Source organism: Rhizobium sp. RU35A (genome assembly GCF_900156005.1).
Taxonomy (GTDB): domain Bacteria; phylum Pseudomonadota; class Alphaproteobacteria; order Rhizobiales; family Rhizobiaceae; genus Neorhizobium; species Neorhizobium straminoryzae.
In genome coordinates this window covers 836,227-860,826 of sequence record NZ_FTMR01000001.1, presented here as the reverse complement: position 1 = coordinate 860,826, position 24,600 = coordinate 836,227, and the positions used below count along the sequence as shown (strand labels likewise).

The window sequence follows — 24,600 nt, the reverse complement described above, 5'->3', positions numbered from 1 at the left end:
CGGATTGTAGAGTATGTCGTACGCCGTGAAAAATCTTGCTCAGGGAAGCCGGGAGCTCATTGCCTTCCGGATCGGAGACCAGGAATTTTGCGTCAACATCATGTCGGTGCGGGAAATCCGGGGGTGGACGAAAGCCACCGGCCTTCCGCACTCCCCGTCCTATGTGATGGGCGTGATCAACCTGCGCGGCGCCGTTTTGCCCATCATCGATCTCTCCGCACGCCTCGGGCTGCGGCGGGCTGAGCCGACCCCGCGCCATGTCATCATCGTGGCGCAGGTCAAGAACCGTGTCGTGGGACTGCTCGTGGAAGCCGTCTCCGACATCCTCACCGTCACCGATGAAAACATTCAGCCTGTTCCCGAAGTCTCGTCCGACCTGGAGAAGCAGTATGCCCGCGGCATCCTGGCGATCGACAAGCGGATGATCTGCCTGATCGAACTGGATGCGCTCTTCCCCGACACCGAAAGCGAAGTAGCATGAAGGCCACCGGCGTCATCGACAGCAGGCAGTCCCCGGACGAGGTCCTTGCCAGTGGCGAATATCCGCTGACGCGGCGCGATCTCGCCGAGATCGCCGCCATGATCTATTCCGATGCCGGCATCTATCTGAACGACACCAAGGCGTCGCTCGTCTATTCGCGCCTGTCGAAGCACATCCGCAACCTCGGCCTGAAAGGCTTTCGTGAGTATTGCACGCTCGTCTCCTCGCCGGAGGGGGCCCATGTGCGTCGCGAGATGCTGTCCCACCTGACGACGAACTTCACCCGTTTCTTCCGGGAAAACCACCATTTCGAGCACCTGCGCGACGAGGTGCTGCCGGGGCTGATCGCGCGCGCCAAGAGCGGCGGGCGCGTGCGCATCTGGTCTGCGGCCTGCTCCGACGGGCAGGAACCCTATTCCATCGCGCTGACCGTGCTCGCGCTGCTGCCGAATGCGGCGGATTACGACTTCCGCATCCTCGCGACCGACATCGACCCGAAGATCCTCGCGCTTGCCCGCGCCGGGGTCTACGACGAAAATGCGCTGGAGACGGTCAGTCCGGCGATGCGAAAGCAGTATTTCCGCGAGGTCGATGCCAACGGCCGGCGCAAGTTCCAGGTCGATGACCGCGTCAAGAAGCTGATCACCTACAACGAGCTGAACCTGATGGCCCAGTGGCCGTTCAAGGGCAATTTCGACGTGATCTTCTGTCGCAACGTGGTGATCTATTTCGACGAACCGACGCAGATGAAGATCTGGTCGCGGTTCGCGCAGCTCTTCCCGATCGGTGGCCACCTCTACATCGGCCATTCCGAGCGGGTCACGGGGGAGGCAAAGAACCTCTTCGACAACATAGGGATAACCACCTACCGCTATACTGGCAAAAGCGCGGGGAGGACTGCATGACCATGCCGGCAAGAGTACTCGTCGTTGATGATTCGCCCACCATGCGCGGCCTGATCACCGCCGTCCTCAATTCGGATCCGGAGGTCAACGTCGTTGGCCAGGCGGGCGATGCGCATGAGGCGCGTGCGGCGATCAAGCAGCTGAACCCGGATGTGGTGACGCTCGACATCGAGATGCCCAACATGAACGGGCTGGAATTCCTCGAGAAGATCATGCGCCTGCGGCCGATGCCGGTCATCATGGTCTCCACGATGACGCATCAGGGGGCAAACGCCACGCTGGCGGCGCTCGAGATCGGTGCCTTCGATTGCGTGAGCAAGCCGGTGCCGGGCGATGCGCGTCCCTTCTATGATCTGGCCGAGAAGGTGAAGGCGGCTGCGCGCTCCAAGCGCGGCCGCATGGTCACGGCTCCTCAGCCGGTTCTTGCGCCGACGGCGGAGTATCGCGTCGGCCGCAAGGTGGTGGCGATCGGTTCCTCCACGGGCGGCGTGGAGGCGCTGATCGCGGTGTTGCAGAAATTCCCCAGGAACTGCCCGCCAACCGTCATTACCCAGCACATGCCGCCCACGTTTACCAAAAGTTTTGCTGAAAGGCTTAATCGTATTTGCGCTCCTGTGGTGCAGGAAGCAACCGACGGCGCCCGGCTCGAGATCGGCAAGATCTACCTGGCGCCCGGTGGTGAACGGCACCTTCAGGTCGTTAATCCCTCCGCGCCCAGCTGCCGGCTCGTCGAACGCGACCCTGTCAACGGTCACCGCCCGTCGGTGGACGTCCTGTTCGAATCCGTGGCGGAACTGGCCGGTCGGAATGCTGTCGGGGTGATTCTGACCGGCATGGGCCGGGACGGCGCCTCGGGCCTGCTCAAGATGCGCAGTGCGGGCGCACGCACCATTGGGCAGAACGAGAAGACATGCGTCGTCTACGGCATGCCCCGTGTCGCGCATGATATCGGCGCCGTCGAGCAGCAATTGCCGCTCGGTGCGATCGGAGAAGAAATCTTGAAATTAACCGCTGCCCGAAAAGAAGGTACCGAATAAATGTCTCTCGCTGAAAAAATCAAAGTTCTGATCGTGGATGATCAGGTGACGAGCCGGTTGCTGCTCAGCGACGCCCTGACGCAGCTCGGGTTCAAGCAGATCACGGCCGCAGGCGATGGCGAGCAGGGCATGAAGATCATGGCCGAGCAACCGCATCATCTCGTGATCTCGGACTTCAACATGCCCAAGATGGACGGTCTGGGCCTCTTGCAGGCGGTACGCACGAACCCGGCAACGAAGAAGGCGGCCTTCATCATTCTGACTGCGCAGGGCGACCGTGCCCTGGTGCAGAAGGCAGCCCAGCTCGGTGCCAACAACGTGCTCGCAAAGCCATTCACGATCGAAAAGATGAAAGCTGCCATCGAGGCGGTGTTCGGAGCGCTTAAATGAATGAAATGGCCGCAGCCAAGCGGATAAATATTATCCAGGGCGAATATAAGGTAACGGATGAACCCAATGCCGTCATTACGACGATCCTGGGCTCCTGCGTGGCTGCGTGCCTGAGGGATCCGGTCGCGGGCATCGGGGGGATGAACCACTTCCTCCTGCCCGGAACGGGGCCTGGCGGGATGTCGGGCGGGGACATGTCCCGGTACGGCGTTCATCTGATGGAACTTCTGATCAACGGCATCCTGAAGCGCGGCGGGCGGCGCGAGCGGCTGGAGGCGAAGATCTTTGGCGGGGCGAAGACGATTGCGAGCTTTTCCAATGTGGGTGAGCAGAATTCGGCCTTTGCCACCCAGTTCCTGCGTGACGAAGGCATCAAGATCGTCGGCTCCTCCGTCGGTGGCGAGTTCGGCCGCAAGCTGGAATACTGGCCTGCCAGCGGGCGGGCTCGGACCTATCCGCTGACCGGGGCGGAAACCCAGAAGACGGTGGCCATGGAGCAGCGTCCGGCCCGGCCCGCAAAGCCGGTCGAGAGTTCAATCGAGTTTTTCTGATCGAGGAAGCAATGACCGATATCTATTCGAAGCCATCCGGCTTGCTCGACGAAAAGCTGCCCGACGTTCTGATGCGGATCGTGTCGGAACTCTACGACGTGGCCTATCTGATCGAACGGGTGGAGCCGCAGCTTCTCGAAGTGGGCGGCGCTGCCGTACTGCAGTCGCCCGACAGCATGAAGGTGCTTCAGGGTATCGACCTTGCGGTGCAGAAGACCCGTGGTCTGGCCGAATACATCGACACCATCACCGGCACCATTCCGGACGAATGGACGGTCGATGTGTCGACCGCACTCAGTCTCGTGAAGCTGGCCGACATGCACAAGGCCCTCAGCCAGGGCCTTCGCCACGGCCATTCCCAGCCGCTCAGCAAGACGGCCGGCGATATCGACCTGTTCTGAGGCCGCGTCCCGCGGCCTTGGAAGAAACACCGTCAGACCACCGCAGCGAAATGCTCGCACAAGCTTCGCTTCCTAAGGTGCGGTTGGGCAAAGGGCTCTTTAATCCTTTTTGACGGTGCGGGAACAGAATGAATCTGTTAGCTCAATTCACACAAATCCTTAAGAATTTGGGATCGCTCGGACAGACCAAGCTGCTCGCTCTGGCAGGTGTCGGTGTTCTGTCGATGGCGATCGTGATCGCGGCGGCACTGTTCGTCAACAAGCCATCCTATGAGCCGCTTTACGTCGGTCTGGAGCGTGGCGATCTCAATCAGGTCAGCGTCGCGCTGGCTGAAGCCGGTATCAATTTCGAGGTCGGGCAGGACGGCAGCAGCATTCGCGTTCCCGTCGGCATGACCAGCAAGGCGCGCCTGCTGCTGGCCGAACGCGGCCTGCCCAACAGCAGCAATGCCGGTTATGAACTCTTCGACAATGTCGGTTCGCTGGGTCTCACCTCCTTCATGCAGGAAGTGACGCGTGTGCGTGCGCTGGAAGGGGAGATCTCGCGCTCCATCCAGCAGATCAGCGGCGTTGCCGCCGCCCGCGTCCACATCGTCATGCCTGACGTCGGCAATTTCCGCCGGGCTGGCCAGAAGCCGACGGCCTCCGTGATGATCCGCGCCAGCAACGAGACAGGCCGCAAGGCCGCGACCTCGATCCGCCATCTGGTCGCCGCGGCCGTGCCGGGTCTGGAGGTGGACGATGTGACGATCCTCGATTCCACCGGCCAGTTGCTTGCGGCCGGCGACGAGGCGGGCAACAGCTCGGCCAGCCGTTCGCTGAACGTCGTGCAGTCCGTTCAGCAGGAACTCGAAAGCAATATCGACAAGGCGCTTGCACCCTTCCTTGGCATGGACAATTTCCGTGCCAGTGCCACGGCGCTGCTGAACCTTGACAGCCAGCAGGTCCAGGAAGTGGTCTATGACCCGGAATCGCGCGTCGAACGGTCGGTCAAGGTCACCAAGGAAGCGCAGAAGTCGCAGCAGCGCCAGTCGGATTCGGCTGCAACGGTGGAGCAGAACATTCCGCAGGCCGCCCCCCAGCCGGGTGGCAACAACGGGCCTGAATCCTCCGATCAGTCTGACAAGAAGGAAGAGCAGACCAACTACGAAATCAATCAGAAGACCACGGCCACGACGCGCAACGGCTACAAGATCGAAAAGATCTCGGTTGCCGTCGTCGTCAACCGCGGCCGGGTCGCCAAGATGGTGGGCGAGCCCGCCGACCAGGCCAAGATCGATGCCTATCTTGCCGAGATGCAGAAGATCGTGGCAACGGCCGCCGGTGTCGATACGGCCCGAGGTGACGTGGTGACGATCACCGCCATGGACTTCCTGGAAAGCCAGCTTCTCGATGAGGCAGCCGCAGGTCCGGGCTTCTCCGAAATCCTGATGCGCAACATGGGCGGGATCATCAATTCGCTCGCCTTCGTCGCCGTCGCCTTCCTGGTCGTCTGGCTTGGCGTTCGGCCGGTGCTGCGCAGCGTCGGCGGCACCGCGGCCGTGGCCGGCGAGGCCGCCACCGAGAGTGCCGGCCTGGAACTGCCGGACTTCTCGCCGGGCGGTGCAAGCCCCGCCCTCATGGATGGCTTCGGCTCCGATTTCGGGTTCGACGGTTCCTCGGATCTGTTCGGCGGCGAGGACGACCCGAATGGCGGCTTCAACCGCCGCGTCAAGGAAGGTCCGGAGAAGCGTCTCGCCCGGATGGTGGAAATCAGCGAGGAACGTGCTGCCAAGATCCTGCGCAAGTGGGCCGTCGAGCGGGCAGCGTAAGTGGAACAATGATCACGTTTTCGTGAAAACAAGGGCCGGCTCTGCCGGCCTTTTGCTTATCAGTTACATATCCCGTAACGTGCGATTGCAGAAACTGTACACTTGTTACCAAGCTTTTTAGGAAAACTGAATCGGGTTGTGGCAATTCCGTGGCAGGTTCCTAAAATGACCATGATTCGGACGGGCGCTTCAAAGCGTTCTGATTCGAAACAGGGGTCGGTCAGCGCAGATGGCATTGGCGTTCGGATATGGCACGCGAGTAGCGAGTTTGTCCCTCGAAGGGGGTTGATGCGGAATGGAGTTGCGCAGCGCAGAGACTACATTGGAAGGGCGGCATTTCGTTGAGGCCAGTCCGCCAAGAACGTTGCTGCGAGAGCAGGTTCTGCGCCGTCTCGCCCTTGCCGGCGCCTGCGGCAACATCCAGGCCGCCATGCGCATCCTGTCCGATTATGTCGGCGCCTCGCATTATCTTCTCGCGCGGTACGACTTGATCCAGGAGCAGGGTCTCGATTTCGTCGTTGCTTCTAACTGGCCCTTCGATCTCGTCCGGCGGTTGGGCGCGGAACTCGCCCGTGGCTATTCCCGCTCCACCGAGGTCGAGAAGTGCCTGTCGCTGCTGACTCCCCAGTTTGCGCTGCTGCCGGAAGATTACAGCCTGCCGGAAGACATCAGCCGGCAGTATTGCTCGCTCACCTTCTGCGCGGGCCGGACGCGCTTTTCGGTCATGCTGCTGTTTCTGGACGGCATCATCCTGTCGCAGGACCGCCTGCGCGAGATCGGCCTGCTGGCCGGCTATGCGCTCAGCCTCGGCGATACGCAGAATGCCCGCGTCGAGCGCGATTTCGAGCTGACGGACCGCGAACTGGAATGTCTTTTCTGGATTGCCGAAGGCAAGACGAGCGACGAGATCGCCGTCATTCTCGGCATCTCGCGCAACACCATCAACAACTACATCACCAGCGTCATGCGCAAGACCGCGACCAAGACCCGCTCAGAGGCCATCGCTTATGCCGTACGCAACAATCTTGTCTAGGGAAGGCTGAATGGGCTACTCGCGAACCACGGGAGGAGAGCCGGAGACGGGAATGCAGTATCTTCGCGTTCAGCGTGCGTCCAGCCGTTCCGATATCTTCCCCAAGCTCGTGGGAATGCAGAAGAGCATGCGGGCGAATCACTTCGCCGTTTTCCGCATCGCCGGCGCCGGCCTGCCCAACAAGCGCAAGCTGGTCTGCGAGCTGGACAACTGGGGCAGCAGCGCGAGTGAAAACATCAATGTGATGATCGAAGCCTTCGGCGAGATGCTGATCCATCACATCGATGTCTCGCTTCTGCCGATGAGCTGGTCCGGTCCCGAAGGCGGTCGCGCGGCCGAGACGGCGGCCGACGAGCCATCGCCGCTCATCCGCCATATCGATGATCTGCACCGCATGCCCTATGGCGGCATCGCCTTTCCGGTCCGTCTTGGCGCCGTCGGCAACGGTTACGTGGCCTTCAGCGGTGCCGGGCTCGACCTTTCGAGTGACACGGTGATCGACCAGCATGTACGCAGCTGTCAGATCATGATGGACCTTCTTGCTCTCGACGAGCGGCGTGCCGTGCCCTCCGAATCGCTCAGCGAACGCGAGATTGCCTGTCTGCAGCTTGCCGGGGACGGCCAGATCAGCGAAGAAATCGCCGAGAAGCTGGGCCTGTCCGTCCACACCGTCAACGCCTATCTGGGCTCGGCGACGATCAAGCTCGATTCGGTCAACCGGATCCAGGCGATCGCCAAGGCGATCCGCCTGGGGTATATCCAGTAAACCTTGCGTTTTTTGTCGAGGGAGTGTCAGCCGGCGAGTGCGGCGGGCTCCTTCACGAAGCGTGCGTCATGCAGGCTGCGCGACAGGAAGGCGGTGTTTTCCTGCGGGTCTTCCGAGGGAACCTGGAAGCTGATGTGGTCGATCTCGATGCCCGCCGTCTGGTCGGTCAGTGTCAGGCGGGCATAGACGGAGACGCCACGCGGCTTGATCTCGAGATCGAGCACGACCTGCGGCGGGCCGTCCCATTCCAGGCGGTATTCGCCGCCGGAGCCGAAGTTGACGGTGCCGGGGTGAAAATAGAGCTCGGCCGCCGAGGACACGAGATCGGCAATGCTGCCATAGCGCTCCAGCCGCAGGAGCGAAATCAGGTCACCGGCATCCAGAAGCCGTAACTCGGTCGCCACCGGGTTGATCGCCTGCGCCAGAATCTTTTCTCTTTCTAACGAGTGGTTGCATTTTCTCATGTGCTCTAGTGCATCCGTTGCTTGGGCGACCGCGAGGCGTAAACCCGGTGGATCAGTTCTGCCACGGCCTTGTAGAAGACCGGTGGAATGACACTATCGACCGAGACTTGCGCAAACATGGAGCGGGCAAGCGGGGGATCTTCGAACACGGGAATGCCGGCTTCCTCGGCCAGCTCGCGGATTTTCAGCGCCACCAGGTCGGTTCCCTTGGCCAGAACGATCGGCGCATCGCTTTCCTCGCGCACATAGCGAAGGGCTACGGCATAATGGGTCGGGTTGGCGATGACGAGCGTGGCGCGCGGCACGTTCTTCATCATGCGGTTGCGGGCGCGGCTGCGCATCAGCGAGCGCTGGCGTGCCTTGACGGCGGGGTCGCCCTGCGCCTGCTTGTTCTCGTCCTTTACCTCCTGGCGGGTCATCTTCAGCTCGCTGTACCAGTGGTGCCGCGTCCAGAAGAAGTCGGCCACCGCCAGCGTGGCCGTGGCGAGAAGAATGATGACCATCATCTTCTTCACCGAGCCGTAGAGAACGCCCGGAATGGTCAGCGGATCGGAGAACATCGCATCGATCGCGTGCACGAAGTCGTTGCGCATGGCGAAATACATGACGACGCCGACCAGCAGCACCTTGAACAGCGACTTGCCGAATTCCACCATGCCGGGGATGGAGAAGATGCGGCCAAAGCCCTTGGTGAGCGACACGCGCGACATCTGCGGCCGGACGCGCTCCAGGACCGGCGAGGGCATGTTCTGCAGTACGGAGGAGGCGATGCCGAACAGGCAGAACATCAGCATGGCCGGGGCCAGGAAACCGGCCGAGGCCCAGGCGAGGTGCAGGCCGATCGACACGACGTCGGTCGCGGTTTCGAGCCGCCACTGCTCCGGCTTCTCGAACAGGTCCTTCAGCGTTTCGCCAAGCGCTGCCGTGCGGTCGGGGAGAAAGAAGAGCACGAAGAAGTAAAACGCAAGAGACGACGCAAACAGCGTCGCCTCCTTGGAGAATGCCACATTGCCCTTTTCCGCGGCGTCGCGCAGTTTCTTGTGTGTCGGGCTTTCTGTTTTACTGTCTTTATCCTCAGACAAGGCGTCATCCTTGCGTCAGGCGGCATGCGCCGCGTCGGAGCGTTCCGGTCATGCCGCGCCCTCATGGAGCGGCAAGGGCAAGGACGGCCTTGCCGTCCTTGCCCAGGTCGTGTGCCGTCAGGCGGCTGCTTCGGATGCCTTCTCGCCCTCTGGCTTGGCTTCCTTCAGCTGGATCTGGCCGGCATTGGCCAGGCGGATCGCTTCCTGCGCCACCGCACGGCGGGCGATTGCCACTTCGCGCGGGTTGATGGCGACGTTGGTCGCACCCAGATCCGATTCGATCATGCGGCGCTGGCGGGGGCTGATGGCCGACAGCACGGATTCCTTGATGTCGGCCGGCGCGCCGCGCAGCGCCATGGTCAGGATGTCGGCGGCGATGTCGTTCAGGAGCATCACGCGGCTGCGCTGCGGCATGGCCAGCAGATCCTCGAACAGGAAGATCTTCGGGCGAACCTTGTTGACCGATTCCTTGCTGATGGTCTCGAGCGAGCTGAGCAGGGTATCGACCTGCGGCTTCTCCAGCTCGTTCATCAGTTCGGCGACCTTGTTCGAGCCGTTCGAATTGCGCTCGGCCTCGATCATCTGGATGAGCTCCATCACCCGGTTCTCGATGATCTGGGCGGCCTTCGGGCTGACATCCTTCATGTTGACCGTGCGGTTCATGATGTCGGCGCGGCGGCTGTCCGGCATCTGCAGCAGAAGCTTGGCACCGAAGGACGAAGGCAGCATGGAGAGGATGTAGGCGATGGTCTGCGGATGCTCGCGCTGCAGGAACTTGCCGACGAATTCCGGATCGGCATCCTGCAGGCGGTCCCAGATCGAGGTCTCGTAGGCCTGGAAGGCGGTGCGGCGGCCGAGCAGGCCATCCACTTCCTCCGGCGTCAGGCCCTCCTCGAGAATGCTCTCGATGGCCTTGGCATTGTCCATCAGGCCGGCGCCCTCGGTGAAGAGGTCCTCGAATTCGTTGACCAGCTGGAGGAGTTCGTCCGGCGGAATTTCACGCAGTGTCTGCGCCGATGCGATGATCGTCTGCAGCTCGCTCTGCGTGAAATACTTCAACAGCTTTCCAGCCACCCCCTTGCCCATCGCAAGAAGGACGGCAGCGGCCTTTTCAGCTTGGGATAACGGTTTCGTGGAGACGGCGCTTCCGAAATCGTCAAAGTCCATCATGGTCTTCCCTCACTGTCCCTCATGGGATCAGACTTTCTTTGTGCTTAAGACTTCCGTCAGCTTCACGCCGAAACGCGTATCGTCATTTTCCAGAACGGTGATCTCGCCCCTGGCGATCCGCCGTCCATTCACCGTGATTTCCACCGGCTCGCCGATCTTCTTGTCGAGCGCGATGATGGCGCCCTCCTCGAGACCCATGAGGCCGGAAACCTGCATGCGGCTGGTGCCAAGGACGATCTCGACCGTGATCGGGATGTCCATGATCAGATCGAGATTGGCCGTCAGCGCGCTGCCCGGCTCCTGCATGCTGGCTGCGCCGGTATCGCCACCGAAGCCTGCGCCGCCGAAACCGCCACCGCCAAAATCCCCGCCGATATCGCCGCCGCCAAAGGCTGTGCCCCCGAGGTCCGGACCGCCGAAATCGGAGTCCAGGCTGGAGCCCATGCCAGCGCCCATGTCGAGCCCGCCGCCGAAATCGGAGGTGGGCATTGCCGTGTCGGTGCTGCCGAATTCGGAACCGAACTCCGCACCGAAATCGCCTGGTGCGCCATCCGAATCTGCCTTCAGCACCCCACGCAGGTCATCGATTGCCTGGTCGAGCTCCGACTCGTTGCCGAGCGGCGGGAAAGCATCCTCATCGGTCGCGGGTGTTTTCTTCGTAGCCATGAGACCATTATTCCTGTTGAAACTTGCGCCAGGCTGCCCATTTGTGCGCTGCGGAAGGGGCGGCCCCGATTATCCGATCAGGTGACGGATCAGCTCGTCCTCGGTGCTGACATTGTCCCTGACCCTCACCGTGTACCGCTCGCCGGAGCGGCCGAATTCACAGTTGTACATATCCTTGCCGTTGGCCCGGACCTGTACCTTCACATCGTCCTTGTCCTCGAAGGGGATGACATCGCCGACGGCGAGCCTGGAAATCGTCTGGAGCGCCAGTGTCTGCAGACGAATGCGGGCTTCCAGCGTCACCTGCGAGCGGTGCACCTGCTCCATCAGCTTGTCGTGCCATTCCTGCCTGTTCTTGGCGACCTGGCCCTTCGGTTTCGGCACGACGACCTTGGTCTTCAAGAGCGCGCGCTGGGGAATGATCAGCGCGATTTCCGAGGTGACCTTCCCGAGATCGATCGCAAGCCGGATCGTCGCGCCATATTCCAGCGGCGCCTCCGGATCGGGGGGCGGGCGGTCGCCGGCATTGTGGGGACGCTCCAGCAGCGGCTCGAAGCTGCCGGCCGCATTGACGCCGGAGCGCAGCACGTTGGCGATGCGCTCGAACACCATGGTTGCCAGGTCCAGCTCGATGTCGGAAAGCGGACGCTCCGGCGGTTGCTGCACCATGGATTCCTCGGCGCCCAGCATGCGTTCCATCAGCGCAATGACGAAGCCGCTGCCGCAGGCCAGCACGAAGTTCGGGCACCAGTTGCGCAGCTGGCCGTCACTGAAGGACACCGTGTCGCCCAGTTCGGCGATCAGGTCGCGCATCAGGCCGGACTGGAAGCCGACATAGGAGACCTCGATGCCGATGCCCGTCTCGCTGTGGAACACATCCGGCAGGAAGACCGAATAGAGCTGGCCGAAGTCGCCGCAGATCTTCTCGACGGTCTTGCGGTCGCCCAGCCCGTTGGTCAGCTTGGCGAGAAGCGCGTGATCGATGCGCACAGCGCTGTTCTGTTCGTCGCTCATGGATCAGGCCGCCTTGCTTTCGCCACCACCACCGGGGTTCATCATTTCCTGCTCCACGGCGTCGATCGAGGGACGCTCGTAGCCGGAAATCGTCTTGCGGCCATATTCCAGCGCCACCTGCGGCACGGAGCCGTTCATGTAGGCGATCAGGGTCTGCTTCACGACGATGTAGAGACGATGCTGCTTGTTGCGGACGATCTTGATCTGCGAGCAGAGCGGGCTGACCAGGCAGTAGGACAGGAAGATTCCGAGCATGGTGCCGACGAGGGCTGCCCCGATCAGGCCGCCCAGCACTTCCGGCGATTCGTTGATTTTGCTCATGGCCTTGATGACGCCGAGCACGGCGGCGACGATACCGATCGCCGGAAAGGCGTCGCCCATCGTCGCCATGGCGTCATAGGCCTTCATCTTGTCGTGCAGGATGGTCTCAAGCTCCTCGTCCATCAGCGCCTCGATCTCGTGGCTGCGCGCATTGCCGATGATGATCAGGCGCACATAGTCGCAGATGAATGCGGTCAGTTCCTTGTTCTTCAGCACCGTCGGGGCCGCGAGGAAGATCGTGGATTCATCCGGGTTGTCGATATGGGCCTCGATCTCGTTGCGAGACTTGGTGCGCAGGTCGCGCATCAGCGAGTAGAGCACGCCGAGAACATCGAGATAGTGACGTTCCTTGGGAACGGCATATTTGAAGGCTTCGCCGAGCGCCTTGCCGGCATCCTTCACCGTTTTCATGGGGTTGGCCATGACGAAGCCGCCAAGGCCTGCACCGCCGATAATCACGAGTTCGAAGGGCTGTATCAGCGCCTCGATGTGACCGCCCATCGCCATGAAGCCGCCGAGGATGCAGCCAAGTGTGATCACAAATCCGATAATGATGGTCATCGCGTGCCCGTGCCGTCGTTGTAACAGGTGTCGGAATAGAGGGCGTGGCTTGCGTGAGGCTGGGTTCGGGTGCCGTGCTGGGGCATCCCGAAGCAAACAGTTTCGCGCAAGTCTGCCTTCCTAAGGTCCGCTGCATCGGGGAGGCATCATCCCCTCTCTTCCTGGTGGAGGGGCGCCCGTCATGGGCCGTGCCTTCGCATCGACTGGTAAAGTGACACGGAGGCAGATGACATGCAGTCCGGATTGTATGTGGGCATTTCGTCGCAAATCGCACTCGAGCGGCGGCTGAACACGATCGCCGACAATATGGCCAACATGAATACGGTCGGCTTTCGCGCGACCGAAGTCAAGTTCGACGAGGTGTTGAGCAACACCCGCAACGACCTGAACGCCAAGGTGGCCTTCGTTTCGCAGGGCAACGACTATCTCTCCACGCGCAGCGGCGCGCTGGAGCGCACCGGCAATCCGCTGGATTTCGCCATCAAAGGCGATGCCTGGTTTTCCATCAGCACGCCGGCCGGCCGGGTTCTGACCCGTGACGGGCGCTTTACCATGAAGGAAACCGGCGAACTGGTCTCCGAGCGCGGCTATCCGGTGCTCGATGCCGGCGGCGCTCCGATCCAGCTCAACCGCGCTGGCGGGCCGCCGGAAGTGGGCGCCGATGGCCGCATCACCCAGGATGGCCGTCCGGTCGCCACGCTTGGCGTCTTCAACGCCGACATTTCCAAGGGCTTCCTGCGCTACGAGAATTCCGGGGTGATCCCGGTCGATCAACCGCAGCCGGTGGTCGATGCCTTCAATGTCGGCGTATCCCAGGGCTATCTGGAGCAGTCCAACGTCAACGGCATCGGTCAGATGACGCAGCTCATTCAGGTCAACCGTGCCTTCGAGGGCATCTCGGCCATGATGCGCGACACCGAACAGAGCTTCGGCGAGGCGATCAAGACGCTCGGCGGCTCGCGCTGAGCGCCTGAGGGGTAGGACATGGAAATCAACCCGGCTGAAACGGCCACCGTCGGCAAGCTGTCCCACATGGCCGACCTCGTGCGGCGCTTTGCCGATCCGGGTGTCGCCATTGCTCCCGGCGGACGTGTGCGCACCATCGCGGCTGGTCACTATACGGTGGCCGGCCTTTCCCGCCATGTGCGGCTTGGCGAATTCGTGGCCCATCGCAGTGCGACCGGCATTCATCTCGGGGAGGTGGTCCGCGTCGAGCCCGATCTCGTCTATGTCTGTCCGATCGAGCCGGGTGAACCGATCGGCATCGGCGACGTGGTCATCCGCAAGGGCGCCTTCCGGGTGGCACCCGACGACAGCTGGTGCGGCCGCACGATCAGTGCGCTCGGCGAGCCGATCGACGGCAAGGGACCGCTGCGCAACGGGCTGAAGAAGCGCTCCATCTCCAACACCGCGCCGCCGTCCATGACCAGACGGCGCGTCGAGACAGGCTTTCGCACCGGCGTGCGCGCCATCGATATCTTCGCGCCGCTGTGTCTTGGCCAGCGCCTCGGCATCTTCGCCGGTTCCGGCGTCGGCAAGTCGACGCTTCTGTCGATGCTGGCGCGGGCCGACGCCTTCGACAAGGTGGTGATCTCGCTGGTCGGCGAACGTGGTCGCGAAGTGCGTGAATTCATTGAGGATACGCTTGGCGACAACATGGCGAAATCCATCGCGATCGTTGCCACAAGCGACGAAAGCCCGATGCTGCGCAAGATGGCGCCGCTCGTCGGCATCACCATTGCCGAGCATTTCCGCGACAAGGGAGAGAATGTTCTCTTCATCGCCGATAGCGTGACCCGCTTTGCCCATGCGATCCGCGAGGTGGCGGTGGCTTCCGGCGAGCCACCGATCGCCCGCGGCTACCCCGCTTCTGTCTTCACCGAGCTGCCGCGGCTTCTGGAGCGTTGCGGTCCTGGCGCCGAGGGCACCGGCACGATCACCGCGATCATCTCGATCCTCGTCGACGGCGACAATCACAACGACCCGATCGCCGATTCCGCCCGTGGCATTCTCGATGGTCATATCGTGCTTGAACGCAGCCTGGCGGAGGAGGGGCGCTATCCGCCGATCAATCCGCTGTCCTCCATCTCGCGTCTCGCCCGCAAGGCCTGGACCGGGGACCAGGAAAAGCTGGTATCGCGGTTGAAGGCGCTGATCCACCGCTACGAGGAAACGCGAGATCTGCGCCTGATCGGGGGCTACCGCGCCGGCAGCGATCCCGATCTCGACATGGCCATTAAGCAGGTGCCGGTCATCTACGACGTGCTGAAGCAGACCCCCGGCGAACCGCCTGCGGCCGATTCCTATGCCGATCTTGCTGCGGCCCTCAGGGCCGGTCAGGCGCAGCCGGCCGCCAACATGCGACGAGGATAAACCATGCACGATCTCGACGACGACGACGACGTTCCGTCGCATCCTCGCGCTGGCGGCGGATCTGCCCCGGGATCGTCCGGGCGGGGGGACCGGCTGCTTGCGGGCGCCGGCATCCTGCTGGCGGTCGCCTCGGCTGCCTTTCCCTGGTACGTCTTCTTCAATCAGGACAAGTTCGGCATCCGCGTCTCGCCGATCGGCTGGACGCGCGACCTGCCGGAAGGGCCGCCGCGTCCGGTCTTCAGCGTTTCGCCGCTCGCCATGGTCGACAATGACAGCACCACAACGCCGCCTGACACACCACTCGATCCGATCGATACGCTGACGACGGCCACCACGGCGGCCCCCGGACGTCCCGGTGACAAACAGAACGAGGAAGGCAGGGACCAGCCCTTCCCGGGCGGCAACAGCTTCAAGCTGATGCATGTCGCAAACGGTCGCGCCCTCATCCAGGACAAGGGCGGCCTGTATATCGTCCGCGTCGGCTCCGTGCTGCCCGACGACAGCCGGCTTGCCAGCATTGAAAAACGTGACGGCCGCTGGGTGATCATCACCTCCAAGGGGACGCTTTACGACGAAACGACGGGCGCGGCCCGCTGAGGCCGCCTTCGCAAGTCTGACGCAAGATTACGCGCCTAGGCTCTGACCAGAAAATGGAGAGAAGCCTATGCAACCCATCCAATTGTTCGATCTGGCCTCGCGCCAAGCCGAATGGCTGTCGGTGCGCCAGGAGGTCGTTGCCGGCAATATCGCCAATGCCAGTACGCCGCACTACAAGGCAAAGGACGTCACGCCCTTCGCCGCCGTGCTCAATTCCTCCGGCCTCACCATGGCCCGCACGCAGCCCGGTCACCTCTCCGGCACCTCGGTCAGCAGCCGCATCGATGTGAACGTGGAAGAGGAACAGCTGAACAATGAAATCGGCGAGCAGGAATCGGGCAACACGGTCTCCCTTGCCCAGGAGCTTTCCAAGACCGGCGAGATCAAGCGCCAGTACGACCTGAGCACCAATCTCGTGAAGTCCTTCCATCGCATGATGCTGATGACAGTGAAGAGGTAGAACCATCATGGATCCGCTTTCAGCCGCTTCCAAAATTGCAAGTTCCGGCCTGGAGGCGCAGGCCACCCGCCTGCGCATCGTCTCGGAAAACATTGCCAATGCCCGTTCCACCGGCGACACGCCGGGCGCCGATCCCTACCGTCGCAAGACGATCACCTTTGGCGCCGAGCTCGACAAGGCGTCGGGCGCGGAAGTTGTCGGCGTCAAGAAGCTCGGCACCGACCAGTCGAAGTTCATCGAGGAATATGATCCGGGCAACCCGGCAGCGGACGAGCGCGGCATGGTCAAGATGCCGAACGTCAACATGCTCATCGAGATGGCCGACATGCGGGAAGCAAACCGCACCTACGACGCCAATCTCCAGACCATCAAGCAGACGCGCGAACTCGTTTCCGCGACGATCGACCTTCTGAAGGCCTCCCAATGATCGACAGTGTTCAGTCCGCCAGCGCGCTTTCGCTGACCCGCAACCTCGGCGCCACTGCCAGCGAAAGCAGCCTCGGTGCCGGCCTGACCGGCCAGGCTTCGGAAGCCGCAAGGCAGGCGCTCAGCTTCGCCAGCGTCATGGGCGACATGGCAAGCGGGGCCGTCACCGACCTGAAGCAGGCCGAAGTGAAGTCCTTCGAGGGCATCCAGGGCAAGGCCAATACCCGCGAGGTCGTGGATGCGGTCATGCAGGCGGAGCAGTCGCTCCAGACGGCGATCGCCTTCCGCGACAAGATCGTCAACGCCTATCTCGAAATCACGAAAATCCAGATCTAACGGCTTGAGGACGAAGACATGAGAGCGCTTTCCGTCGCCGCGACGGGCATGGATGCCCAGCAGACCAATCTCGAGGTCATTGCGAACAACATCGCCAATATCAACACCACCGGCTACAAGCGCGCCCGCGCCGAATTCTCGGATCTGCTCTACCAGACCGAGCGTGCCCAGGGCGTTCCGAACCGCGCCAACCAGGCGATCGTGCCGGAAGGCGCCAATATCGGCCTCGGCGTCCAGACCTCTGCCGTGCGCAACATCCATACCCAGGGTCAGCTGACCCAGACCCAGAACGACCTCGACATGGCCGTCGTCGGTCGCGGCTGGTTCCAGGTCCAGTCGCCGGATGGTACGACGCTCTACAGCCGCGCCGGTTCCTTCAACACCAATGCCAATGGCGAGCTGGTGACGATCGACGGCTATGCCGTCGTGCCAAACATCACCTTCCCCGCCAACGTCACCGAAACGGTGATCAGCCGCAGCGGCCAGGTCAGCGTGCGCATCGGCAATGCCTCGACCTTCACGCAGGTGGGCCAGCTGACCATCGCCAACTTTGCCAACGAAGCCGGCCTGAAGCCGCTCGGTGACAACCTGTTCCAGGAAACGGCCGCTTCGGGCACCGCCACGGTGGCGGCGCCTGACGATCCGGGCTTCGGTTACCTGAAACAAGGCTATCTGGAAGCCTCCAACGTCGACGCCGTCAAGGAAATCACCGACCTCATCTCCGCCCAGCGCGCCTACGAGATGAATTCGAAGGTGATCACCACCGCAGACGAAATGGCATCGATCGTCAGCAAGAACCTCAAGTAAGGAAAAAGGGGTAGAGACATGATGTTTCGCCGGACATGCCGCAGAATGCCGCCGATCAGCGCGGCCTCGGTGCTGCTGGCCGCCCTGCTGGTGGCCGGCGGCGCGGCAGCCGATAAGGGCGTTGCCGTCGTGCCGACGCAGATCATCTATCCCGGTCAGGAAATCCCGGCCTCCGCCCTCAAGGAGGTCGAGGTCACCAATCCGAACCTCGCGGAAGGCTATGCCACCCGCATCGACGAGGTGGCCGGCATGATCAGCCAGCGCACGCTGCTGCCCGGCCGCACCATCCAGGTCGGCACCCTGCGCGCGCCCTTTGCGGTGAAGCGCGGCGCCACCGTGCGCCTGACCTTCGCGGTTGGCAATCTCACCATTTCCGCGTCCGGCACGCCGCTTGAAAACGCTGCGGTGGGAGACGTCATCCGCGTGCGCAACCTCGATTCCGGCGTCACCGTGTCCGGCACCGTGATGGGCGACGGCTCCGTTCAGGTGATGGCAAAATGATCAAGAAACTCCTGTTCGCCACCGGTCTTCTTCTTGCCGGCCTGTCCGCTACCGGATCGGTCATGGCGGAATCGCGCATCAAGGACATCGCCTCGCTGCAGGCGGGCCGCGACAACCAGCTGATCGGCTACGGCCTGATCGTCGGCCTGCAGGGGACCGGCGACGGCTTGCGCTCCTCGCCGTTCACCGAGCAGTCCATGCGCGCCATGCTGCAGAATCTCGGCATCTCCACGCAGGGCGGCCAGTCTGGCTCCAAGAACACGGCAGCCGTCATGGTCACGGCCAATCTGCCGCCCTTTGCCAGCCCCGGCAGCCGGCTGGATGTGACGGTCAGCTCGCTCGGCGATTCGACGTCGCTGCGCGGCGGCACGCTGATCATGACTTCGCTCACCGGTGCAGACGGGCAGATCTATGCCGTGGCCCAGGGCTCCGTCGTCGTCTCCGGCTTTTCGGCACAGGGACAGGCGGCCTCCGTTACTGAAGGCGTCACCACCACCGGCCGCGTGCCGAACGGTGCCATCATCGAGCGCGAGCTGCCGTCCAAGTTCAAGGATTCGGTCAATCTGGTGCTGCAGCTGCGCAATCCGGATTTTTCCACGGCGGTGCGTATCGCAGATACCGTCAACAATTTTGCAAGCCAGCGTTACGGCGGCCCGATCGCGGAATCGCGCGATTCGCAGGAAGTGATCGTTCAGAAGCCGAAGATGGCCGATCTCGCCCGCCTGATGGCCGAGATCGAAAACCTCGTGGTCGAAACCGATACGCCGGCCAAGGTGGTGGTCAACGAGCGCACGGGCACCATCGTCATCGGCGCGGACGTCAAGGTGTCGCGCGTGGCGGTCAGCTACGGAACGCTGACGGTGCAGGTGACCGAGACGCCCCAGATCGTGCAGCCGCAGCCCTTCTCCAACGGTGTGACCGCCGTGCAGCCGCAGACCGACATCAGCGTGATGAAGGCCGGCAGCAATGTCGCGATCCTCAATGGACCGGACCTGCGCAGCCTGGTGGCGGGCCTCAACAGCATCGGCGTGAAGCCGGACGGCATCATCGCCATCCTCCAGGGCATCAAGTCTGCCGGCGCCCTCCAGGCGGAGCTGGTGATCCAATGACGGGAACCGAGATGAAGGGCGATCGCGCCATGAACCCCATCATGCCGTGCCGGGCAAATGCAGTGCGCCCCGGCCTCTTGCTGAAGCTTCTGGCGGCAGCAACGGTGCTGCTTCTGGTGCCGCAGGTGAATGCCCAGCAGCAGGACCCGCGCCTGCCGACAACCACCTCGGAAGACATCCAGAAGTTCTGCACCAACATTGCCGATCCCGCCCGCGACCAGCGATACCTGCTGCAGAAGCAGGAGCTTGAGAAGCTGCAGGGCGAGGTGGATTCCCGCATCAAGGTGCTCGAAACCCGCAAGGCGGAATACGAGGAATGGCTGAAGCGCCGCAATGATTTCCTTGACCGCGCCCAGGCCGGCCTCGTCGATGTCTACAAGACGATGAAGGCCGATGCCGCCGCGCCGCAGCTGCAGGAAATGCTGCCCGAGCTTGCCGCAGCCATCATCATGAAATTGCCGGCGCGCCAGTCGGGCCTGATCCTTGCCGAAATGGACCCGAAGAAGGCCGGGATCATCTCGATGATCATTTCCAGCGCCGCTGACCCCAAGACCTCGAAGGACCGTTCATGACGAAGCGCGCACCCGCCCTGCTGGCCGTTCTGTTGCTTGCCGGCTGCCAGAGCCAGACCCTCAAGGAAATCGGCAATGCGCCGGCCATGAGCCCGATCGGCAGCGGCCTGCAATATGCGCAGACGCCGCAGATGGGGCTCTATCCCAAGCAGCCGCGCCAGATGGCGAGCGGCTATTCGCTGTGGAGCGACAGCCAGGCGGCGCTGTTCAAGGATTCCCGCGCCTTGAACGTCGGCGACATCCTGACCGTCGACATCCAGATCAACGACAAGGCGGATTTCGACAACGAGACCGACCGCAGCCGGACCAATTCGACCAATTTGAAATGGGATGCGACGGCGAGCTTTCTCGGCATGAAGCCGAAGACCAACGGCGACATGGGCACCGATTCCGATACGTCCACCAAGGGCAAGGGCTCGACCAAGCGCTCCGAAAAACTGAACCTGCTGGTAGCCGCCGTGGTGACCGGTGTTCTGGAGAATGGCAACCTTCTGATCAGCGGCTCGCAGGAAGTGCGCGTCAACCACGAGATCCGCATCCTGAACGTGGCCGGTATCGTGCGCCCGCAGGATGTCAACGCCAAGAACACCATCTCCTATGACAAGATTGCCGAGGCCCGCATTTCCTATGGTGGCCGCGGTCGCCTGATGGAAGTGCAGCAACCGCCGGTCGGCCAGCAGGTCGTCGATCTGTTCTCGCCCTTCTGACGCGCGTCGCAGGCGAGGAAAGGACAGGAATCATGGAAGAGGAAGCCGAAGGCCAGGGCGAGAAGAAGAAAAGCGCCCTCGTGCCGACGATCGCCGGGGTTGCCATCGCCACGCTGGTGGCTGCCGGCGGCGGCTGGGTGGTGGGCGGCATGATCGCCCCGAAGAACCCGGAAGCGGAAAAGGCGGCTGCCGAGGCGAAGGCCAAGGCCGCAGCTCCGGCGCCTGCCGCCGATGCCCATGGCGGAAAGAAGGAAGAAGGGCTGCCGCACATCGCGACGGCGGCGGCCGGCGTGGTGCAACTGGAGCCGATCACCACCAATCTTGCCTACCCGTCGGAGAACTGGGTGCGACTGGAAGTGGCGCTGGCCTTCAAGGGGCCTCCGGAACTGGCGCTGGCCGAAGAGATTCACCAGGATATCCTGGCCTACATGCGCACCGTCTCCCTCCAGCAGATCGAGGGCGCGCGCGGCTTCCAATATCTTCGGGACGACATCCAGGAACGAGTTGACCTGCGTTCGCAAGGCAAAGTATCCAAGGTGATGTTCAGGACCTTCGTGATCGAATGATTCGACTCCTCTCGCTGCTGATCGCGCTTCTGGCGATACCGGGTGTCGCGCTTGCCCAGCAATCGCCGACCTCGCTTCTCAATTTGCCCATCGATGGCTCGGCGGCGGCCTGGATCATCCGCACCTTCGGCCTGCTGACGGTCCTGTCGATCGCGCCGGGCATTCTGGTGATGGTCACCAGCTTTCCGCGCTTCATCATCGCCTTTTCCATCCTGCGCACCGGCATGGGGCTTTCAACCGCGCCGTCGAACCTGGTGCTGATCTCGATGGCGCTGTTCATGACCTTCTACGTCATGTCGCCCACCTTCGACCGGGCCTGGAATGACGGCGTTCAGCCGCTGCTGCGCAACGAGATCAACGAGGCCGATGCCGTCCAGCGCATCGCGGAGCCCTTCCGCACCTTCATGAGCGCCAATACGCGCGACAAGGATCTCTCGCTCTTCGTCGATCTCGCGCGCGAACGCGGCCAGTCTGTCGGCACGCCGGAAGCGATCGACTATCGCGTGCTGATCCCGGCCTTCATGCTGTCGGAAATCCGTCGCGGCTTCGAGATCGGCTTCCTGATCGTGCTTCCCTTCCTCGTCATCGACATGATCGTCGCCGCCATCACCATGGCCATGGGCATGATGATGCTGCCGCCGACCTCGATCTCGCTGCCCTTCAAGATCCTGTTTTTCGTGCTGATCGACGGCTGGAACCTGCTGGTCGGCAGTCTGGTACGCTCGTTCAACTGATTGATCCCCGCACAAAGGCCCGCGGCTTCGGGTGGGCGCGGGCGTTCTTGCGGTGCGCGGAATTTAGAGCGATCCGTCTGCCAGCCGTGCCAGCGCCTGGCGCTGCGTTTCCATCATGCCCTGCAGCAGCCGCGTGGTTTCCACGTAGATGTCGATCAGGGTCTTCTGGTTTTCCGCGATCTCGGTGAGATCGGTGACGGCCTTCTGCATGGCCGCTGCCATTTCTGCCGCACGGGCATTGTCGTGGGGTGTCATCACAATCTCCGATCAGGCTGCAGCCCGGGGGGCCGGCAGCAGGCCGGCCGCATCATGCCGCAGGTAGAGCGATAGAACGGCCGTCTGCTTGTCCTGCAGATAGGCCGCCAGGTAATCGTCGTCGCCGTAGACGGCAAGATTCTGCTCGACGCGCGTCAGAAACTCCGCATGCAGCCCCGGCTGAAGGTTGAGCGAGATCCAGTTGAGGATGTCGAGCTTGAAGGCCAGAAACCAGACATAGTGGCGCGTCCTGAGGTCGGGGCGGGCGGCAAACAGCGCTTCCACCTCGTCCAGCGCCTGGAAGATGTCGAAGCGCTGGCGGGTGAAGTTGTGGGAGAGCTGGGCGCTGCCGGAGGCTTCCACATGATTGATCAGGTGTTGGTTGAGCAGGCCGATGCGTCGGGCATGAAGATAGATGTGCCAGTGCGCATAGACATCGTTATGCACCCGCGTACCGGAAAAGCAGAGGCCGTTCTGCCGGTACAGCCCGGCATCGATGATTTTGTTCCAGGGATAGTTTACCGTCGTCAGGATGCGCCCTCCCTCATCAAGGCTCATGGTGCGGAAGGGGGCGCTGCCGCACAGCATGGACCAGATGTTGGTATCAATCGGCTGCATGGGCCTGACCGGCGAATATGCATTGTCCACCAGTCCGTAGCGGAAGGCGAGGACATCCACGCCGGATTGTGCGATCGCCTGTGTTGCCGTGTCGATTGCCCCCGGCAGCAGCAGGTCGTCGGCATCGAGGAAGTAGAGATAGTGTCCGATGGCAGCATGCAGCCCGGTGGTGCGCGCAACCCCCGCACCGCCGTTTGCCGGCTGGCGAATAAGGCGCACGCGCGGCGTGCGCGCGGCCCAGGCCGCTGCCACATCTGCGGTGGCATCCGCCGAGCAATCATCGACGACGATTGCTTCCAGGACACTCGCATTCGAAAGCACCGCATTCAGGGTCCGGTCGAGCTTCTGGGCAGCATTATAGGCGGGGATGATCACACTGGTTGCCGACATTCAGCCTCCGATGGCGCTTGGCTTTTCGTTTCCAGTCGTAGCCACCGGAACTTGTGCAAGGCTTTCAGGGCGGCAAGCCTCGAAAGGTCGGGGCAAGGCTGCGTGCCGATAACACACTGAGGGGAACCGCGTGGCCCTATCGGATGCGTTGGCAAGGAGAGCTTTTGACCATGCAGCAGGATCATCTGTCCGGATCGTTTGTCGCCGGTGGCATGCCGCTTGCCGCGCAACTGCGCCTGCGGGTGCAGGAGGTCGCCGGACAGCAGCAGATCCTGACCGATTTCCAGGTGGAGACGGTGCGCGCGCTACAGGTTCTGCGCCAGCAGCAGACTGATCTTCTGGCGCAGTTGAATGCCAGGTCCGCGCGCCTGCCGCTTTCCGCCGATACGGCGGCCTTGGAAGCGCCGCTGCCTGCTCTCGAGGGGCTGACAGTCATCTCCGTCGGCGGTCGTCCGGAGGACAATGCCCTGCTGGAGGGCGCTTTTGCGACGGCAGGTGCCTTTGGCGCAGGAGCGATCGAGGATGCGATTGCGTGTGTGAAGAACCGCACGGGGCGTGAACCGGTGGTGGTGCATCTCTTCGATCCCGAGGCCTCTCTGCGGTCCGCGCCGGATTTGCGTCAGGGCGAAGCCATGGCTGATGCCCTGATCCACAAGCTGAAGATCTTTCGTCGCCTGGGCGGTCAGGTCGTCTGGACGATTGCGGCCATGCCGGCGACGACCGGACCTTTGTCGGTCCTGGTCAGGGAGATGACGGCGGGGCTGCTTGCCAACAGCGTCGACCGGGTTCATGTGCATGCGCAAGCCCATCGCCTGCAACTGGAGGCGCGCTTTGCGGCTGCCGCCGGCAAGGTGGTGGTCAGCGCCCATCCGGGCCATGCCGGTTTCGTGCCAAACCACGTGTCGCGCGATGCCGCCCGGCGCCAGCTCGGTATCGAGGCGTCCACGCGGCTTGTCCTGATTGTTGCCGATGGCCTGGACGAGCCGACTTGGCGCGACATTACGGGGGCCGCGCAGGATGTCGCCGCATCCGGCCTGCCGCTGCGGCTTCTGCCGGTTGCGCTCGAGGCGGGAGCGGTTCCTTCCGCCCTCGCGCCAATGATGCGTCCGCTCGGCGATCGCAGCCGCCATCCGTGGCTGTTCAAGGCCGCTGACGCCCTGCTTGTGCCGCCGCGCGCGGCCTTCTCCTCGCAGGATCTGGCGCTCGCTGCAACCTTTGCAACGCCTGTCCTGGCCGCCGAGGGATATGGTCCATCCGACGGGACCGGTCTCGTCTATGATGCCCGCCAGCCGCAGGCACTGCGCGATGCGCTGGCGGCCTTGGCAAACCGCCCCGATGCTGTCCGCTCCGTCGCTCCTGTCAATGCCAGCGCCGGCTGGACACGGCTTGCCTCGACCCTTTACTGCTTCTGACCTCTCTTCATAGCCGAGCGCTCCTGACCCCGCTGCCGTGTGCCGCCGCGTGGCTGCATGCACGCGGCGGTGGATCACATTTGC

31 protein-coding genes are annotated in these 24,600 nt (G+C 62.8%); 23 read left to right on the top strand and 8 right to left on the bottom strand.

Annotated elements, in window-relative coordinates; all coding sequences use genetic code 11:
* Positions 1 to 13 precede the first annotated feature (13 nt).
* The 9 genes from F3H95_RS04350 (at position 14) to F3H95_RS04310 (ending at position 7,375) form a co-directional block, all read left to right on the top strand.
* On the top strand, positions 14 to 481 hold the full coding sequence (locus tag F3H95_RS04350; RefSeq protein WP_142880421.1) for a chemotaxis protein CheW: 468 nt from the start codon (positions 14 to 16) through the stop codon (positions 479 to 481).
* Positions 478 to 1,386: a protein-glutamate O-methyltransferase CheR gene (cheR, locus tag F3H95_RS04345; protein ID WP_142880422.1), complete on the top strand. Its 909-nt coding sequence runs from the start codon at positions 478 to 480 to the stop codon at positions 1,384 to 1,386. Before F3H95_RS04350 ends, cheR begins: the two co-directional genes overlap by 4 nt.
* Positions 1,383 to 2,423: a protein-glutamate O-methylesterase CheB gene (cheB, locus tag F3H95_RS04340; RefSeq protein WP_142880423.1), complete on the top strand. Its 1,041-nt coding sequence runs from the start codon at positions 1,383 to 1,385 to the stop codon at positions 2,421 to 2,423. Before cheR ends, cheB begins: the two co-directional genes overlap by 4 nt.
* Positions 2,424 to 2,813 (top strand): response regulator, encoded by a 390-nt coding sequence (locus F3H95_RS04335; RefSeq protein ID WP_137132554.1) that lies wholly within the window; start codon positions 2,424 to 2,426, stop codon positions 2,811 to 2,813.
* Positions 2,810 to 3,364, top strand: coding sequence for a chemoreceptor glutamine deamidase CheD (cheD, locus tag F3H95_RS04330; protein ID WP_142880424.1), 555 nt, complete (start codon positions 2,810 to 2,812; stop codon positions 3,362 to 3,364). Before F3H95_RS04335 ends, cheD begins: the two co-directional genes overlap by 4 nt.
* Before the next feature lie 11 nt (positions 3,365 to 3,375).
* Positions 3,376 to 3,765 carry a hypothetical protein gene (locus F3H95_RS04325; RefSeq protein ID WP_142880425.1) on the top strand — a complete coding sequence of 130 codons (390 nt, stop codon included), beginning with the start codon at positions 3,376 to 3,378 and terminating at the stop codon, positions 3,763 to 3,765.
* A 128-nt stretch (positions 3,766 to 3,893) separates the two neighbouring features.
* Positions 3,894 to 5,576 (top strand): flagellar basal-body MS-ring/collar protein FliF, encoded by a 1,683-nt coding sequence (gene fliF, locus F3H95_RS04320; protein WP_142880426.1) that lies wholly within the window; start codon positions 3,894 to 3,896, stop codon positions 5,574 to 5,576.
* A gap of 295 nt (positions 5,577 to 5,871) precedes the next feature.
* Positions 5,872 to 6,609, top strand: coding sequence for a helix-turn-helix domain-containing protein (locus tag F3H95_RS04315; RefSeq protein WP_142880427.1), 738 nt, complete (start codon positions 5,872 to 5,874; stop codon positions 6,607 to 6,609).
* A 52-nt stretch (positions 6,610 to 6,661) separates the two neighbouring features.
* A complete protein-coding gene (locus F3H95_RS04310; protein ID WP_142880428.1) occupies positions 6,662 to 7,375 on the top strand; it encodes a helix-turn-helix transcriptional regulator in 714 nt (237 codons plus the stop codon).
* Between the two features lie 26 nt (positions 7,376 to 7,401).
* Here F3H95_RS04310 and F3H95_RS04305 read toward each other — a convergent pair whose 3' ends face one another.
* From F3H95_RS04305 to motA, 6 genes are all read right to left on the bottom strand, one after another.
* Positions 7,402 to 7,839 carry a hypothetical protein gene (locus F3H95_RS04305; protein WP_142880429.1) on the bottom strand — a complete coding sequence of 146 codons (438 nt, stop codon included), beginning with the start codon at positions 7,837 to 7,839 and terminating at the stop codon, positions 7,402 to 7,404.
* Between the two features lie 5 nt (positions 7,840 to 7,844).
* Positions 7,845 to 8,921: a flagellar biosynthesis protein FlhB gene (gene flhB / locus F3H95_RS04300; RefSeq protein WP_149745031.1), complete on the bottom strand. Its 1,077-nt coding sequence runs from the start codon at positions 8,919 to 8,921 to the stop codon at positions 7,845 to 7,847.
* Between the two features lie 117 nt (positions 8,922 to 9,038).
* Positions 9,039 to 10,091 (bottom strand): flagellar motor switch protein FliG, encoded by a 1,053-nt coding sequence (fliG, locus tag F3H95_RS04295; RefSeq protein WP_142880431.1) that lies wholly within the window; start codon positions 10,089 to 10,091, stop codon positions 9,039 to 9,041.
* 27 nt (positions 10,092 to 10,118) lie between these two features.
* Positions 10,119 to 10,757 carry a flagellar motor switch protein FliN gene (gene fliN / locus F3H95_RS04290; RefSeq protein WP_149745030.1) on the bottom strand — a complete coding sequence of 213 codons (639 nt, stop codon included), beginning with the start codon at positions 10,755 to 10,757 and terminating at the stop codon, positions 10,119 to 10,121.
* 69 nt (positions 10,758 to 10,826) lie between these two features.
* Positions 10,827 to 11,771, bottom strand: a complete 945-nt coding sequence (locus tag F3H95_RS04285; RefSeq protein ID WP_149745029.1) for a FliM/FliN family flagellar motor switch protein — start codon at positions 11,769 to 11,771, stop codon at positions 10,827 to 10,829.
* 3 nt (positions 11,772 to 11,774) lie between these two features.
* Positions 11,775 to 12,653 carry a flagellar motor stator protein MotA gene (gene motA / locus F3H95_RS04280; protein WP_149745028.1) on the bottom strand — a complete coding sequence of 293 codons (879 nt, stop codon included), beginning with the start codon at positions 12,651 to 12,653 and terminating at the stop codon, positions 11,775 to 11,777.
* A gap of 231 nt (positions 12,654 to 12,884) precedes the next feature.
* On the opposite strand from motA, the gene flgF reads away from it, so the two are divergent.
* The 13 genes from flgF (at position 12,885) to fliP (ending at position 21,841) form a co-directional block, all read left to right on the top strand.
* A complete protein-coding gene (gene flgF, locus F3H95_RS04275; protein ID WP_142880435.1) occupies positions 12,885 to 13,619 on the top strand; it encodes a flagellar basal-body rod protein FlgF in 735 nt (244 codons plus the stop codon).
* 18 nt (positions 13,620 to 13,637) lie between these two features.
* Positions 13,638 to 15,026: a flagellar protein export ATPase FliI gene (gene fliI, locus F3H95_RS04270; RefSeq protein WP_142880436.1), complete on the top strand. Its 1,389-nt coding sequence runs from the start codon at positions 13,638 to 13,640 to the stop codon at positions 15,024 to 15,026.
* 3 nt (positions 15,027 to 15,029) lie between these two features.
* Positions 15,030 to 15,623: a flagellar protein gene (locus F3H95_RS04265; protein WP_149745027.1), complete on the top strand. Its 594-nt coding sequence runs from the start codon at positions 15,030 to 15,032 to the stop codon at positions 15,621 to 15,623.
* Positions 15,624 to 15,690: 67 nt separating this feature from the next.
* Positions 15,691 to 16,083 (top strand): flagellar basal body rod protein FlgB, encoded by a 393-nt coding sequence (flgB, locus tag F3H95_RS04260; protein WP_142880438.1) that lies wholly within the window; start codon positions 15,691 to 15,693, stop codon positions 16,081 to 16,083.
* A gap of 7 nt (positions 16,084 to 16,090) precedes the next feature.
* The gene (gene flgC, locus F3H95_RS04255; RefSeq protein WP_142880439.1) at positions 16,091 to 16,510 is read left to right on the top strand and encodes a flagellar basal body rod protein FlgC; all 420 of its coding nucleotides are present in this window, start codon (positions 16,091 to 16,093) and stop codon (positions 16,508 to 16,510) included.
* Positions 16,507 to 16,845, top strand: coding sequence for a flagellar hook-basal body complex protein FliE (locus F3H95_RS04250; RefSeq protein ID WP_142880440.1), 339 nt, complete (start codon positions 16,507 to 16,509; stop codon positions 16,843 to 16,845). Before flgC ends, F3H95_RS04250 begins: the two co-directional genes overlap by 4 nt.
* 18 nt (positions 16,846 to 16,863) lie before the next feature.
* Positions 16,864 to 17,652, top strand: a complete 789-nt coding sequence (gene flgG, locus F3H95_RS04245) for a flagellar basal-body rod protein FlgG (RefSeq protein WP_142880441.1) — start codon at positions 16,864 to 16,866, stop codon at positions 17,650 to 17,652.
* 18 nt (positions 17,653 to 17,670) lie between these two features.
* Positions 17,671 to 18,153 (top strand): flagellar basal body P-ring formation chaperone FlgA, encoded by a 483-nt coding sequence (flgA, locus tag F3H95_RS04240; protein WP_149745026.1) that lies wholly within the window; start codon positions 17,671 to 17,673, stop codon positions 18,151 to 18,153.
* A gap of 62 nt (positions 18,154 to 18,215) precedes the next feature.
* Entirely contained in the window at positions 18,216 to 19,262 is a 1,047-nt protein-coding gene (locus tag F3H95_RS04235) for a flagellar basal body P-ring protein FlgI (RefSeq protein ID WP_244617882.1), read from the top strand.
* 41 nt (positions 19,263 to 19,303) lie between these two features.
* Positions 19,304 to 19,834: a MotE family protein gene (locus F3H95_RS04230; protein WP_149745108.1), complete on the top strand. Its 531-nt coding sequence runs from the start codon at positions 19,304 to 19,306 to the stop codon at positions 19,832 to 19,834.
* Complete coding sequence (flgH, locus tag F3H95_RS04225) at positions 19,831 to 20,541, top strand: flagellar basal body L-ring protein FlgH (protein ID WP_142880444.1); 711 nt, start codon at positions 19,831 to 19,833, stop codon at positions 20,539 to 20,541. Before F3H95_RS04230 ends, flgH begins: the two co-directional genes overlap by 4 nt.
* Positions 20,542 to 20,573: 32 nt before the next feature.
* Positions 20,574 to 21,107 carry a flagellar basal body-associated FliL family protein gene (locus F3H95_RS04220; protein ID WP_142880445.1) on the top strand — a complete coding sequence of 178 codons (534 nt, stop codon included), beginning with the start codon at positions 20,574 to 20,576 and terminating at the stop codon, positions 21,105 to 21,107.
* Complete coding sequence (gene fliP, locus F3H95_RS04215; protein WP_142880446.1) at positions 21,104 to 21,841, top strand: flagellar type III secretion system pore protein FliP; 738 nt, start codon at positions 21,104 to 21,106, stop codon at positions 21,839 to 21,841. The genes F3H95_RS04220 and fliP overlap by 4 nt, the downstream gene beginning before the upstream one ends.
* Before the next feature lie 63 nt (positions 21,842 to 21,904).
* Here the strand turns inward: fliP and F3H95_RS04210 are convergent, their stop codons facing one another.
* Positions 21,905 to 22,096, bottom strand: a complete 192-nt coding sequence (locus tag F3H95_RS04210; protein ID WP_149745024.1) for a hypothetical protein — start codon at positions 22,094 to 22,096, stop codon at positions 21,905 to 21,907.
* A gap of 12 nt (positions 22,097 to 22,108) precedes the next feature.
* On the bottom strand, positions 22,109 to 23,104 hold the full coding sequence (locus F3H95_RS04205) for a glycosyltransferase family 2 protein (protein WP_149745023.1): 996 nt from the start codon (positions 23,102 to 23,104) through the stop codon (positions 22,109 to 22,111).
* Between the two features lie 170 nt (positions 23,105 to 23,274).
* On the opposite strand from F3H95_RS04205, the gene F3H95_RS04200 reads away from it, so the two are divergent.
* A complete protein-coding gene (locus F3H95_RS04200; RefSeq protein ID WP_149745022.1) occupies positions 23,275 to 24,516 on the top strand; it encodes a hypothetical protein in 1,242 nt (413 codons plus the stop codon).
* The last annotated feature ends 84 nt before the right edge of the window (positions 24,517 to 24,600 follow it).

What these genes read in the sequence shown, in the direction of transcription:
- F3H95_RS04350 (WP_142880421.1), top strand. Translation starts at nt 14, where the DNA reads ATGTCGTACGCCGTGAAAAATCTTGCTCAGGGAAGCCGGGAGCTCATT.
- cheR (WP_142880422.1), top strand. Translation starts at nt 478, where the DNA reads ATGAAGGCCACCGGCGTCATCGACAGCAGGCAGTCCCCGGACGAGGTC.
- cheB (WP_142880423.1), top strand. Translation starts at nt 1,383, where the DNA reads ATGACCATGCCGGCAAGAGTACTCGTCGTTGATGATTCGCCCACCATG.
- F3H95_RS04335 (WP_137132554.1), top strand. Translation starts at nt 2,424, where the DNA reads ATGTCTCTCGCTGAAAAAATCAAAGTTCTGATCGTGGATGATCAGGTG.
- cheD (WP_142880424.1), top strand. Translation starts at nt 2,810, where the DNA reads ATGAATGAAATGGCCGCAGCCAAGCGGATAAATATTATCCAGGGCGAA.
- F3H95_RS04325 (WP_142880425.1), top strand. Translation starts at nt 3,376, where the DNA reads ATGACCGATATCTATTCGAAGCCATCCGGCTTGCTCGACGAAAAGCTG.
- fliF (WP_142880426.1), top strand. Translation starts at nt 3,894, where the DNA reads ATGAATCTGTTAGCTCAATTCACACAAATCCTTAAGAATTTGGGATCG.
- F3H95_RS04315 (WP_142880427.1), top strand. Translation starts at nt 5,872, where the DNA reads ATGGAGTTGCGCAGCGCAGAGACTACATTGGAAGGGCGGCATTTCGTT.
- F3H95_RS04310 (WP_142880428.1), top strand. Translation starts at nt 6,662, where the DNA reads ATGCAGTATCTTCGCGTTCAGCGTGCGTCCAGCCGTTCCGATATCTTC.
- F3H95_RS04305 (WP_142880429.1), bottom strand. Translation starts at nt 7,839, where the DNA reads ATGAGAAAATGCAACCACTCGTTAGAAAGAGAAAAGATTCTGGCGCAG.
- fliG (WP_142880431.1), bottom strand. Translation starts at nt 10,091, where the DNA reads ATGATGGACTTTGACGATTTCGGAAGCGCCGTCTCCACGAAACCGTTA.
- fliN (WP_149745030.1), bottom strand. Translation starts at nt 10,757, where the DNA reads ATGGCTACGAAGAAAACACCCGCGACCGATGAGGATGCTTTCCCGCCG.
- F3H95_RS04285 (WP_149745029.1), bottom strand. Translation starts at nt 11,771, where the DNA reads ATGAGCGACGAACAGAACAGCGCTGTGCGCATCGATCACGCGCTTCTC.
- motA (WP_149745028.1), bottom strand. Translation starts at nt 12,653, where the DNA reads ATGACCATCATTATCGGATTTGTGATCACACTTGGCTGCATCCTCGGC.
- flgF (WP_142880435.1), top strand. Translation starts at nt 12,885, where the DNA reads ATGCAGTCCGGATTGTATGTGGGCATTTCGTCGCAAATCGCACTCGAG.
- fliI (WP_142880436.1), top strand. Translation starts at nt 13,638, where the DNA reads ATGGAAATCAACCCGGCTGAAACGGCCACCGTCGGCAAGCTGTCCCAC.
- F3H95_RS04265 (WP_149745027.1), top strand. Translation starts at nt 15,030, where the DNA reads ATGCACGATCTCGACGACGACGACGACGTTCCGTCGCATCCTCGCGCT.
- flgB (WP_142880438.1), top strand. Translation starts at nt 15,691, where the DNA reads ATGCAACCCATCCAATTGTTCGATCTGGCCTCGCGCCAAGCCGAATGG.
- flgC (WP_142880439.1), top strand. Translation starts at nt 16,091, where the DNA reads ATGGATCCGCTTTCAGCCGCTTCCAAAATTGCAAGTTCCGGCCTGGAG.
- F3H95_RS04250 (WP_142880440.1), top strand. Translation starts at nt 16,507, where the DNA reads ATGATCGACAGTGTTCAGTCCGCCAGCGCGCTTTCGCTGACCCGCAAC.
- flgG (WP_142880441.1), top strand. Translation starts at nt 16,864, where the DNA reads ATGAGAGCGCTTTCCGTCGCCGCGACGGGCATGGATGCCCAGCAGACC.
- flgA (WP_149745026.1), top strand. Translation starts at nt 17,671, where the DNA reads ATGATGTTTCGCCGGACATGCCGCAGAATGCCGCCGATCAGCGCGGCC.
- F3H95_RS04235 (WP_244617882.1), top strand. Translation starts at nt 18,216, where the DNA reads ATGGCGGAATCGCGCATCAAGGACATCGCCTCGCTGCAGGCGGGCCGC.
- F3H95_RS04230 (WP_149745108.1), top strand. Translation starts at nt 19,304, where the DNA reads ATGCCGTGCCGGGCAAATGCAGTGCGCCCCGGCCTCTTGCTGAAGCTT.
- flgH (WP_142880444.1), top strand. Translation starts at nt 19,831, where the DNA reads ATGACGAAGCGCGCACCCGCCCTGCTGGCCGTTCTGTTGCTTGCCGGC.
- F3H95_RS04220 (WP_142880445.1), top strand. Translation starts at nt 20,574, where the DNA reads ATGGAAGAGGAAGCCGAAGGCCAGGGCGAGAAGAAGAAAAGCGCCCTC.
- fliP (WP_142880446.1), top strand. Translation starts at nt 21,104, where the DNA reads ATGATTCGACTCCTCTCGCTGCTGATCGCGCTTCTGGCGATACCGGGT.
- F3H95_RS04210 (WP_149745024.1), bottom strand. Translation starts at nt 22,096, where the DNA reads ATGACACCCCACGACAATGCCCGTGCGGCAGAAATGGCAGCGGCCATG.
- F3H95_RS04205 (WP_149745023.1), bottom strand. Translation starts at nt 23,104, where the DNA reads ATGTCGGCAACCAGTGTGATCATCCCCGCCTATAATGCTGCCCAGAAG.
- F3H95_RS04200 (WP_149745022.1), top strand. Translation starts at nt 23,275, where the DNA reads ATGCAGCAGGATCATCTGTCCGGATCGTTTGTCGCCGGTGGCATGCCG.